Raw genomic sequence first — 12,154 nt, 5'->3', positions numbered from 1 at the left:
GGCACCCCTCCCGCATGATGAGCCTTGACGACGTGTTCAGCATCGAGGAGCTGCGCGACTGGTACGATTCCGTGATCCGTGACCTTGACTGGCCCGACGGCAAGCCGCTGCCGATGAGCTGCGAGGTGAAGATCGACGGACTGGCGTTGAATCTGATCTATCGCAATGGCGTGCTTGAGCAGGGATTGACGCGTGGTGACGGTGTGACCGGCGAGGACATCACCATGAATGCGCGCACGATCTCCAACATTCCGCAGAATCTCGGCGGCCCGTCCGGCGACATCCCCGACATGGTGGAGGTGCGTGGCGAGGTGTTCATGCGCTTCGACGACTTCAGGGCGCTCAACGAACGTCAGGAGGAGCAGGGACGTCCCCCGTTCGCCAATCCGCGCAACGCGGCAGCGGGCTCCCTGCGGCAGAAGGATCCGCGCATCACCGCTACGCGCAACCTCACGTTCTACGCGCACGGCATCGGCACGCTCGATTGGGGCGCCGACCATCCGCGTGGCACGCACGACGTGGTGCACAATCAGTCCGAGGCGTATGCGCTGTACGAGAAGTGGGGCGTTCCGGTTTCGCCGCACAACCGCACCGTCTCGTCGTTCGCCGAGGTGCTTGACATGATCGACTACTACGGCGAGCATCGCAACGACATCGAGCATGCGCTCGACGGCATCGTCGTGAAGGTCGACGACCTTGGCCTGCAGCGCCGTCTCGGCGCCACGTCGCGTGCGCCGCGCTGGGCGATCGCCTACAAGTATCCGCCCGAGGAAGTCAACACCGAACTGCTCGACATCACCGTGCAGGTGGGGCGTACCGGCCGCGTGACCCCGGTGGCCGTGCTCAAGCCGGTGTATGTGGCCGGTTCTACCGTGGCGCGCACCACGCTGCACAACCCCTTCGAGGTCAAACGCAAGGGCGTGCTCATCGGAGACACCGTGGTGGTGCGCAAGGCCGGCGACGTGATCCCCGAACTCGTGGGTCCCGTGCTCGAACGCCGCAAGGGCCGTGAGAGCGAGCTGCGCGAGTTCGTGATGCCGGAATACTGTCCGAGCTGCGGCACCAGACTTGCCCCTGCCAAGGAGGGCGACAAGGACATCCGCTGCCCCAACGTGGAAAGCTGCCCGGCGCAGCTGACCGAACGCATCATCAACCTGGCCTCGCGCAAGGCGTTCGACATCGAGCATCTGGGCGACCAGAGCGCCATCGCCCTGACCAATCCGGAGGAGAACCGCCCCGATTCGGTCGACACGTATGCGCCCGACCTGCGTGAGATCCTGATCGGACCGGGCGAGGAGCCGGAGCCGTACGAGCCGGTGGAGGGGTTGCGTCTGCCCGAACCGCAGACGCCGGTGCTCACCAGCGAGGCGGACGTGTTCTCGCTCGACCTGGATCGTCTGCGTGACGTGGCCGTATGGCGCGAGGTGCCGATCATCGAGGTGCGCGAGACCGTGAATCCGAAGACCGGAAGGAAGGGCAAGACGCGCAGGCGGTTGGGCGGCTCCGGACTGTGGTATCGGACGCCGGCGTTCTGGACCGCGCCCACCGACGCCCGCAAGGCCAACGACAAGACGCCGGAGGCGCAGATCCGCCCCGACTATCCCGACTACGCGGTGCCGGAGGACGCCGTGGTCGTGGACCATCACACGCGCAGAACGCGTGGTGGCATGGTCGAGGTGCCGGTGATCATCCGCCCCGGCGAGAACACGCGCAAGATGCTCGACGAGATCGACAAGGCGAAGCAGGCGGACCTGTGGCGCGTGCTCGTGGCGCTGTCCATCCGCCGGCTCGGCCCGCCCACAGCTAGGCTCGTGGCATCGCAGCTCGGCTCCTTGGAGGCGATCGGCAAGGCGAGCGTGGAGGAGTTGTCGGAGATCGACGGCATCGGACCGGAGATCGCCGAATCCATCGTGCGCTGGTTCACCGCCGCGCGCGACCCCGAGGACTGGCGTGGTCGCATCCTCGCCGCATGGACGGCCGCAGGCGTGGGCACGCACGTGGAGGAGAACACCGAGCCGCAGACGCTGGCCGGCATGACCGTGGTGGTCACCGGATCGCTGGAGGGATTCTCCCGAGACTCCGCCAAGGAGGCGATCGTCTCCCGCGGCGGCAAGGCGGCGGGTTCGGTGAGCAAGAAGACCACATACGTGGTGGTGGGCGCGAACGCCGGATCCAAGGCCGACAAGGCCGAGGCGCTGGGCATCCCCATGCTCGACGAAGCCGGATTCCGTCACCTGCTGGAGACCGGCGAGGCTCCCGAGGGTACCGCCGAGAAGGAACCTGCGGACACGGCCGACTGAGACCACGATCGAGGACGAGCGACCCGGCGAGAACACCATAAAGGGAGCGACGCATGACCGACCATGACGACGGGATGACGCGCGGTGACTGTGCCGCACAATGGTTCGACGGTTCGCCGGCCATGCGCAGGATCGCCGCGGACATTCTCGAATACGGGCCGATCGCCCGCACCACGCTCGCGCAGATGCACGACCTGTCGGCCGGTACCGTTTCGCGCATCATCGCCGACCTCATGTATCTCGGCGTGGTGCGGGAGACCGGCGACGACGACACGTCGACCGGACACCTGCCGTACGGGTTCGAGCCGCGGAAGCGCACCGGCGAGCGCGGTCGTCCGCAGTCCGCACTGGTGGCGAATGCCGACGCGCGCACCTTCGTGGGCGTGAAGATCCGCGGAGACGGCGCCACGGCGGTACTGGTCGACGCGCAATGCCGGCTGCCCGACGGTGCCGGATCGCATGTGACGGAGTTCGCCGATCGCACGCCGGCCGGTGTGGCTGACGTCGTTACGCGACTGGTCGAGGAATGCCGCGCCGATGCGCGCGGGCTCGGCCTGCCCGAACCGTGCATGGTCGGTCTGGGCATCGGCGCACATATCACCGACGGCGTGGTGGATGAGACGACGTTCCTCTCATGGATCGAACCGTGCGACCTGTCCGCCATGGTGCGCAACGCCACCGGGCTCGACACGGTGACGAACAACGATCTGGACGCGCTGCTCATGTACGAGCACTGGTTCGGCGCCGGCGTGGGCCTGCCTCGTTTCGCACTGCTCACCATCGGCACGGGCATCGGCTACGGGCTGGTGGAGGACGGCAGTGTGGTAGATCACGCCGACAAGACGTTCGGTCTGGCCGGACACCTGCTCATCGACCCCGACGGTCCGCGCTGCTTCCGCGGGTGCGGTCACCGCGGCTGCGCGCAGTGCCTGACCAACGATTCGCTCGCCGACGAATACTCGCAGATCATGGGCACGGTGAAATCATTTGACGAATACGTGCGGGATGCGCGACGCGGCGTGCCGCAGGCCAAGCGGCTGCTCATGCGCGAATGCTACCGGCTTGGTGTGATGATCGGACTTGTGGCCAACCTGACCATGCCGCTCAAGGTGTTCGTGGCCGGCGAGTCCGCGTATGTGGCTGGTATGGAGATCGAATCGGTGCGGCAAGGCATAGCCGAATATCGTCCCAGCCGGGCGGCGGCAGTGCCGTTCGAGATTCTCGGCTCCGACTGGGAACGGTGGGCGCAGGGGGCGGCCGCCTGCGCCATTCGGCGGTATGTGCTGGGGGAGTAGGAGGTTTGCAGGGATGCCGGGGCTGGCTGCTCTGGGATCCCTCCCTCTGTCACACGGTGTGTGACATCCCCCTCCCTAGGAGGGGGAATTTTGCAGAACTGTTTCAGGCGCGGGGTGGCCGGGTGACATCCCCCTCCCTAGGAAGGGGTACGCAGGGACTCAGACCTCGATGGCCCAGAAGAGGACGGCGTTGGCCGGGTGCAGGCTCGGCATGCGCAGACCGTAGGAGGCCAGCTGCGCGCCGTTCATCACCGTGCCGTCGGCCGTCCACCAGCCGAGCGCTGACTGGCCGTTGCCGATCGCCTCGCGTGCCGGCGACGTGGCGCCCTCAATGTCCAGACTCACCGGAACCGGCTGGATCAGATAGTTCGCATCCGGCTTCAGCCCCGGCAGACGCACCGGCGCCGCCGGATACGTGGCCGACGTGGTCAGCTGTGTGAACCGGTAGATCGCCGCCGAACGGTCCGGCTTGACCACGCCGTCCACGCGCACCGCCGGATCCGGCGAATCCGTATGCACCATCGCGTCGATCGCGAACCATTCACGATGCTTCTTGAATTCGGCGATCCACTCGGCCAGCAGATCAAGATTCTCCTGCGGCTGCTTCAGCAGATTCCACTCCACACCCAGATGACCGAAGAACGCCATGGCCATGCGCATCTCCTGACTCGTGGCGCGGCGCGTGGAATGCGCGGGCGAATCGCCCACATGTTCGCCGATCATCTCCGGCGGCACCAGCAGCGACGTGTAGCGCTGAATGTCGGCACGCTCCACCGGATCCACGCAGTCCGACGCCCAGATGCGATCCGCGTATTCGAGAATGCCCAGATCCACGCGGCCGCCGCCCGACGAGCAGCTTTCGATCTCCAGACCCGGATGATTCTCCTTGAGCCTGCGCCAGATGCCATACACGGCCTCGGTCTGCGCGTGCACTGCCGGACGCCCGCTGAACCGGCTGCCCGGCTCGGTGACCAGCTTGTTGTGATCCCACTTGATGTAGTCGATGCCCAGCTCGCCCACCAGCGAATCGATGCAGTCGAAGATGTACGCGGCGGCATCCGGGTTGGTCAGATCCAGCACCTGCTGGCTGCGGCCCTGCATCGGCAGACGTCCGGCCGTGGGGGAGAGAATCCACTCCGGGTGGGCGCGCGCCACATCCGAATCCGGGTTCACCATCTCCGGCTCGAACCACAGGCCGAACTCCAGGCCCACGCCATGCACATAGTCGGCGAGCGCCTTGAGGCTCTTCGGCCCGTCCGGCCACACCTCCTGCGCGATCTGCCAGTCGCCCAGACCGGACGTGTCGTCGCGGCGGGATCCGAACCAGCCGTCGTCCACCACGAAGCGCTCCACACCCACCTCGACGGCCTTGTCGGCGAGTGCCTTCAACGTGTCGAAGTCATGGTTGAAGTACACGGCCTCCCACGTGTTGAGGATCACCGGACGCGGCTTGGCGCTCAGGTTCGGGTGCAGTCGGCGTAGATGGTCGTGGAAGCGTGCGGCGATCTCGTTGAGGCCGTCGCCGAACGAACCGTACACCCACGGCGTGGTGTATGCGGCCTCGCCGTCGGCGCCGTCCAGTTCGATCTCGCCGCCGAACAGCAGTTCGCCGCCGCCGATCAGACCGGTCGTGTACGGCAGTCGTTCGGCGGACAGGCAGGAGTTGCCGCTCCAGCCCACGTGCACCGCGTACGCCTCTCCATGCTCGAAGCCGAAACCGGGCACGCCGGCCGTCAGCAGCAGCGACGCATCGAAATCGGGGCGGCCGGTCAGCGAGTTCTTCTCGAACCTGCCGACCGTCAGCGGCTGACGCTGCGGGGAGCGTTCGCGCAGATGGTGGCCGGTGGCCGTCAGGATCTCCGTGGCGCTCGCCGGCAGCGCGAAGCCGAGCTCCACCCTGCCGATCTCCAGTGGCGCGGCGTCGGCGCCGAAGAGATTGCGTACCGTGACGTGCTGGCGGATCAGACCGCCCTGTTCGAGTTCGGCGGTCCACAGCACGCGCACGCCCTGTTCGGCGTCCTCGGCGCTCACCGTCACGGTCGGCACGTCGCCGATCACATCGGCGGTCACGTCGGTCACCGTGAACCCGCAGAACAGTTCCACGCCGCCGCGGCGCACCACGAACCGCGGCTCGCCGATCCAGGATTCCGCCTGCGTGGGCAGTACGCTCGGCCATGCGGTCTCGTCGAGCGCGCCGGACACGCGCTGCGGCTTCAACGCATCGTAGGCGTGCAGCAGTGCGGTGTCGCGTCCGGCGGCGGGCATCGGCCGGCCCCAGTGCACGATGCGCGGCATGCCGTCGCCGGGAATCGTCAGGGCGAACGCCACGTTCGCGACCGTCTGCTCCATGTATACGATGCGGATGCGCGTGCCGTCGGCCGCGACGCCCTCGGCGCGTTCGACGACCGGACTGGCGGGAATGGGGGAGAACTTCGGCATCATTACCTCGTTTCCGGGCGGCCGTGACGGTCCGCCCAATGCGTGATTGATGGTTGACGGTGATCGAAAATCCACGTTTATCATATGGTCGGGCGTATTTACTTGTCCCGCAGCCGCGTGTTCCATGATCGGCGCAACAAAATGGTTGACGGCCGGGGACGACTGATGACGGACATGGGAATCGGACGGCCGAAGATCACGCGGACGTGGGTATGGATATCCTGTGCGAATATCTGGCACAGAACGATGGTTCACGCTAGTGTGGCACATGGATTATTTGCGATGGTTCCCGATTGACGAGGATCTGCGAGGAGGACGATATGGCCGCGAATCAGGTGGGAATGAACGATGTCATCGAACGCAACGTACGTACGCGGCTGAGCCGGGTCATCGACCCGGAGCTGGGCAAGTCCATCACCGATCTCGGCATGGTCACCGGCATTGACGTGGTGCCGCGCGACGTGATCGACTCCGGCCGCAGCATCGTGGACGTGACGGTGAAGGTGGAGCTCACCGTGGAGGGATGCCCGCTCACGCAGACCATCATCGACAAGATCAACGAGGCCGTGACCTCCTATCCGGCGGCCACGCTCATCCCGCACATCGACGTCGGCTCCATGAGTCAGGAGAAGCTCACCGGTCTGGTCAACGATCTCAAGGCGCAGCGCAAGGAGAACCCGTTCACCAAGCCGGGTTCCAAGACCCGCATCTTCGCCATCGCGTCCGGCAAGGGCGGCGTGGGCAAGTCGTCGGTCACCGCGAACCTGGCGGCCACGTTCGCGGCGCTCGGCTACAACACCGCGGCCATCGACGCCGACATCTACGGATTCTCGCTGCCCGCGCTGTTCGGCACGCACGATCACCCCACGAACCTCAAGGGCATGCTCATGCCCGTGACCGCGTGGGGCGTCAAGCTCATCTCCATCGGCATGTTCGCCGGCGCCGACCGGGCGATCCTGTGGCGCGGCCCGCGACTGCAGCGCTCGCTGGAACAGTTCCTGTCCGACGTGTGGTGGGGCGAGCCCGACGTGCTGCTGCTCGATCTGGCGCCGGGCACCGGCGACATGGCGATCTCCGTGGCGCAGGCGCTGCCGAACGCGGAGCTCGTGGTGGTGACCACCCCGCAGCCCAGCGCCTCCGACGTGGCCGTGCGCGCCGGACTCGTGGCCCTGCAGGTGCCCATGACGGTGCGTGGCGTGATCGAGAACATGAGCTACTACGAGCACAACGGCGAGAAGCTGCGCATCTTCGGCGAGGGCGGTGGCCGGCGCGTCTCCGAGCAGCTCACCGCATCGCTCAAGCATGACGTGCCGCTGCTGGGCACCCTGCCGCTCGAGCCCGAGGTGCGCATCGACGGCGAGGCCGGCCGTCCGGTGGTGCTCAACGAGGACGGCACGCTCGCCGACACCCCGCTCGCCGCCGAGTTCGTCTCCATCGCCAAGCAGCTGATGGAACGATAGGAGCGGCAGACCGGAGGAAACCGTGACGAAGACGTCGGCGCATAGCCGGCGTCTTTTGTTTTGTCAAGACTTGACGTGGACTTTTGGACAAAACAGGGCAACGATTGGCAACAATTTCATAGTGATGGCAACGTCGGTCATACGCTGGGAATCAGCAAGACGAAGTGCTGGAATACGAAGCTGTAACGGTGTTTCGTGAATCCGCAATACCCCGCAACGCAGCAGAGTCATCCCCGCATTTCACCAAGCAGAAAGCAGGAGAACACACCATGACTGACAACAATCTTCCTGTCCTCAACGCCGAGGTCGCCATCGAGAAGGGTCTGACCACCGCGGACGCCGCCAAGCGTCCGATCAAGGTCATCCAGTTCGGTGAAGGCAACTTCCTGCGCGCATTCGTCGACTGGACGATCCAGCAGCTCAACAACAACGACCTGTTCGGTGGCAACGTGGCCATCGTGCAACCGATCGGCTTCGGCCGTGCCAAGGAGATCGCCGCCCAGGACAACCTGTACACCGTGGTCCTCGAAGGTCTGAAGAACGGCGAGCAGGTGCAGTCCCGTGAGCTGATCGACTCCATCGGCAAGTCCCTGTCCGCCGTCGACGACTGGGAGGAGTACCTGGCCCTGGCCGACGAGCCGGAAGCCAAGATCATCATCTCCAACACCACCGAGGCCGGCATCGCGCTCGACGAGACCGACACCGCCGAGACCGTGCCGCCGAAGAGCTACCCGGCCAAGTTGATCCACCTGCTCAAGCGCCGCTACGACAACGGCCTGCCCGGCTTCCTGATCATCCCGTGCGAGCTGATCGCCGACAACGGCGACACCCTGAAGAAGTACCTGCTCGAACTGGCCGACAAGTTCGGCTACGGCGAAGGCTTCAAGACCTGGCTGGAGAACGACAACAAGTTCTTCAACACGCTGGTCGACCGCATCGTCCCCGGCTACCCGAAGGACCGTGCCGAGGAGCTGTGGAACGAGCTGGGCTACGTGGACAACAACATGGTCAAGGCCGAGCCGTTCCTGCTGTGGGTCATCTCCGGCGACGCCGAGGCCATCGACGAGGCGCTGCCGGCCAAGAAGCTCGGCATCGACCTGGTCACCCCCGAATCCGTCAAGCCGTACCGCGAGCGCAAGGTGTTCCTGCTGAACTGCCCGCACACCACGCTCGCCTCCGTGGCCCGTCTGGCCGGCGTGGCCACCGTGGGCGAGGCCATGAACGATCCCGATGTGCGTCCGTTCATCGAGAAGGAGATGCACGAGGAGATCATCCCGGTGCTGTCTCTGCCCGAGGACGAGCTGAACAAGTTCGCCGAGGCCGTGTTGGAGCGCTACGCCAACCCGTTCGTCAAGCACGCGCTTGACGCCATCGGCCTGAACTCCGCCGCCAAGTACGTGACCCGCTGCCTGCCGGTGCTGCTCAACAACGTGAAGGCCGGCAACGGTCTGCCCAAGCGTCTGGTGCTGGCCCTGTCCGGTCTGATCTACACCTACGGCGGTCTGGCCGAAGGCAAGGTCAACATCTCCGACGACCCGGCCGTGGTCGCCAAGTTCGAGGCCGCCGCCAAGAACGACAACTACGCCGAGACGATCCTCGCCGACGCCTCCGTGTGGGGTCAGGACCTCACCGAGGTCGAAGGCCTGGCCGAGGCCGTGCAGGCCAACCTCGACGCCATCAAGGCCGAGGGCATGCGCCCGCTGATCAAGGCCCTCGCCTGAGCTGCCCGCCCGTCGCGGTCTCTCCCTCCGTCACGCCGGGAGAGACCGCGTACCTACGTTCACGTTTTTCAAGGAAGGTTTGAAGCAATGGATACCATCCATCTCGATCCGCATGACAAGGTTGCCGTCGCCGCCCGCGACCTGAAGAAGGGCGAAAGCGTCGTGGTGGAGGGCCTTGCCGAACCGGTCGTTCTGCTCGAGGACGTCGGCCGCGGTCACAAGGTCGCCATCGAGGACATTCCCGAGGGCGAGCAGATCATCAAGTACGGCTATTCGATCGGCCACGCCAAGTGCGACATCGCCAAGGGCTCCTGGGTGCACACGCACAACACCAAGTCGAACCTCGGCCCCGACCTGCAGTACACCTACGATCCCGTCCCCGACGTGGTCAAGCCGGGCAGCAAGCCCAGCGACCTGACGTTTCAGGGATACCGCCGCGCCACCGGCAAGGTCGGCATCCGCAACGACCTGTACATCGTGCCCGCCGTCGGCTGCATCAACTCGCTGTGCGACAACATCGCCAAGCAGTTCGAGGCCCTGCACCCGGACAAAGGCGCGTTCGACTCGATCATCATCGCGCACCACCCGTACGGCTGCTCCCAGCTGGGCGGCGACCACGAGATGACCAAGCGCATCCTGCAGGACATCGCCATGCATCCGAACGCCGGCGGCGTGCTCGTGGTGGGCCTCGGCTGCGAGAACAACCAGATCCCGCAGTTCAAGTCCGAAATGACGCCGCTCATGGGCTGCTGCGGCGTGGACTCCGAGCCGAGCGACGAAGTGGTGAAGGACCTGCAGGACGGACTCGTCTACGATCCCGACCGCGTGAAGTTCATGATCTGCCAGCTCGAGGACGACGAGTACGAGACCGCCGCCAAGCTGCTCGAGCAGATCAACGAGGTGGCGCTCAAGGACCATCGCGAGCCGATCCCGATCAACGAGCTGACCGTGGGCGTCAAGTGCGGCGGATCCGACGGCTTGTCCGGCGTGACCGCCAACCCGCTGGTCGGCAAGTTCGCCGAATGGCTCGCCGAACAGGGCGGCAAGGTCGTGCTCACCGAGGTGCCCGAGATGTTCGGCGCCGAGCAGGTGCTCATGAGCCAGGCCAAGGACGAGAAGACCTTCGAGGACGTCGTCCACCTGATCAAGAACTTCAAGGACTACTTCCGTAAGTACAACCAGCCGATCGGTGAGAACCCGTCCCCGGGCAACAAGGCCGGCGGCATCACCACGCTGGAGGACAAGTCCCTCGGTTGCATCCGCAAGGGCGGCAAGTGCCAGGTCACCGACGTGATCGCCTACGGCCATCAGGCCACCGAACCCGGCCTGACTCTGCTGCAGGCGCCGGGCAACGATCTGGTCGCCTCGTCCGCGCTCGCCAGCGCCGGCTGCAACATCGTGCTGTTCACCACCGGCCGTGGCAACCCGTACGGCACCTATGTGCCCACGTACAAGGTCGCCACCAACGTGCCGCTCGCCACCAAGCATTCGCGCTGGATCGACTTCAACGCCGGCCGTCTGCTCAGCGAGCACATGGAGGACGTGCTGCCCGACTTCATCAAGGACGTGATGGCCACCGTCAACGGCGAGGAGATCACGCGCAACGAGGAGTACGGCATGCACGAGATCGCCATCTTCAAGGACGGCATCACCGAATAGTCGTCCGACCGCCCGTCACCAGTTTTCCGAAAGGAGCCGCCATAGCGGATTCGATTGTTTTCCTTTGATCGGTTGATCGCACCCCGGCCTGTGTACCCCGGGGTGCGATTTCGCATATCCGACGGAGCCGATGTCTGAATCATCCGTGTGACACGACACGATGAACGCGTCGTGCCAAAACGCGCATATCGTGCGGTATGCGCTTACACTTGGCACAAGGACGTGCCTCGAACCAAAAAGCACTGCTATCGTTTGCGGTGTTCGCACACTATGTTGTTATGGAGTGGAAATGAACAAGGTCACGATTCGCGATATTGCGAAAGCCGCCGGTGTATCCCCGTCTACCGTATCCCGTGCGTTTTCCATGCCGGGACGAGTCAGCCCCGCCACCACCAAGCGCATCTTCCAGGTCGCCGACGAGCTCGGATACCATGAGATCCCCGTCGAATCACGCCCGTCCAGCGGGCACAAGGGACTGGTGGCCATCGTCGTGCCCGACATGACCAACCAGTTCTTCACCGACATCGTGCGCAGTGTGCAGCAGGAGTGCGCCCGTTCGGACATGGGACTGCTGGTGAGCGAGTCATGCGAATCGGCGTCCATGGAACGTGTGGCGTTCGACCGTGCCGTGTACTATGCCGACGGCGTGATCCTGGCGTCCAGCCGCATGCCCGACTCGATGATCCGCAAATGCGCGCAGGTCAAGCCGGTGGTGGTGACCAACCGCGTGATCCGCGGCGTGTCCAGCGTGATCACCGACGTGTCGCAGGGCATGAAGCAGGCCGCGGCCCATCTCAAGGGACTCGGATTCGACCGCCTGACCTATCTCGACGGTCCGGCGCACTCATGGTCTGCCGGCATGTGCTGGAACGAACTGACCCAGGCGTGCGGCGAGGAGGGGCTGAAGATCAAGCGATTCTGGCCGGGCATGCCCACGTACGAGGGCGGCTTCCAGATGGCACGCGAATACCTGAAGAACCCGACCGGCGCCGTGGTGGCCTACAACGACATGATGGCGCTCGGATTCATCGCCGCCATGCGCAAGAACGGCTACGAGTGCCCACGCGACTATTCGATCATCGGTATCGACGACGACATCGTGGGGCGTCTGGCATGGCCGGCGCTGACGTCGATCCATCGGTCCACCAGACTGCTCGGCTCGCAGGCCGCACGCACGCTGCTGGCGCGCTTCACCAAGGGCGACGTCGGCACTCCGGTGCAGAGCACGCCCACCAAACTGGTCATCCGCGAAAGCACCGGTCCGCGTAGCGTCTGACGAT

Annotated in this window: 7 protein-coding genes; 6 read left to right on the top strand and 1 reads right to left on the bottom strand. The window is 65.2% G+C overall.

The window, feature by feature from the left end; all coding sequences use genetic code 11:
• Both ligA and Tam10B_RS09900 read left to right on the top strand, forming a co-directional pair.
• A partial coding sequence (ligA, locus tag Tam10B_RS09905; RefSeq protein WP_093961090.1) for an NAD-dependent DNA ligase LigA occupies positions 1–2,300 on the top strand: 2,300 nt, incomplete at its 5' end.
• A 53-nt stretch (positions 2,301–2,353) separates the two neighbouring features.
• On the top strand, positions 2,354–3,595 hold the full coding sequence (locus Tam10B_RS09900; protein WP_093961081.1) for an ROK family protein: 1,242 nt from the start codon (positions 2,354–2,356) through the stop codon (positions 3,593–3,595).
• 159 nt (positions 3,596–3,754) lie between these two features.
• Here Tam10B_RS09900 and Tam10B_RS09895 read toward each other — a convergent pair whose 3' ends face one another.
• A complete protein-coding gene (locus tag Tam10B_RS09895) occupies positions 3,755–6,034 on the bottom strand; it encodes an alpha-galactosidase (protein ID WP_093961089.1) in 2,280 nt (759 codons plus the stop codon).
• A gap of 341 nt (positions 6,035–6,375) precedes the next feature.
• Between Tam10B_RS09895 and Tam10B_RS09890 the strand changes: the two genes are divergently transcribed.
• The 4 genes from Tam10B_RS09890 (at position 6,376) to Tam10B_RS09875 (ending at position 12,150) form a co-directional block, all read left to right on the top strand.
• The gene (locus Tam10B_RS09890; protein ID WP_093961088.1) at positions 6,376–7,494 is read left to right on the top strand and encodes an Mrp/NBP35 family ATP-binding protein; all 1,119 of its coding nucleotides are present in this window, start codon (positions 6,376–6,378) and stop codon (positions 7,492–7,494) included.
• A gap of 269 nt (positions 7,495–7,763) precedes the next feature.
• Positions 7,764–9,215 carry a tagaturonate reductase gene (locus Tam10B_RS09885; protein ID WP_093961080.1) on the top strand — a complete coding sequence of 484 codons (1,452 nt, stop codon included), beginning with the start codon at positions 7,764–7,766 and terminating at the stop codon, positions 9,213–9,215.
• Positions 9,216–9,302: 87 nt separating this feature from the next.
• A complete protein-coding gene (locus tag Tam10B_RS09880) occupies positions 9,303–10,874 on the top strand; it encodes a UxaA family hydrolase (RefSeq protein WP_093961079.1) in 1,572 nt (523 codons plus the stop codon).
• A gap of 289 nt (positions 10,875–11,163) precedes the next feature.
• On the top strand, positions 11,164–12,150 hold the full coding sequence (locus Tam10B_RS09875; RefSeq protein ID WP_093961078.1) for a LacI family DNA-binding transcriptional regulator: 987 nt from the start codon (positions 11,164–11,166) through the stop codon (positions 12,148–12,150).
• Positions 12,151–12,154: the final 4 nt, after the last annotated feature.

It is taken from the genome of Bifidobacterium vansinderenii, assembly GCF_002234915.1.
GTDB lineage: Bacteria > Actinomycetota > Actinomycetes > Actinomycetales > Bifidobacteriaceae > Galliscardovia > Galliscardovia vansinderenii.
The sequence above is the reverse complement of the archived record's forward strand: the minus strand, read 5'-3'. Positions and strand labels throughout refer to the sequence as shown.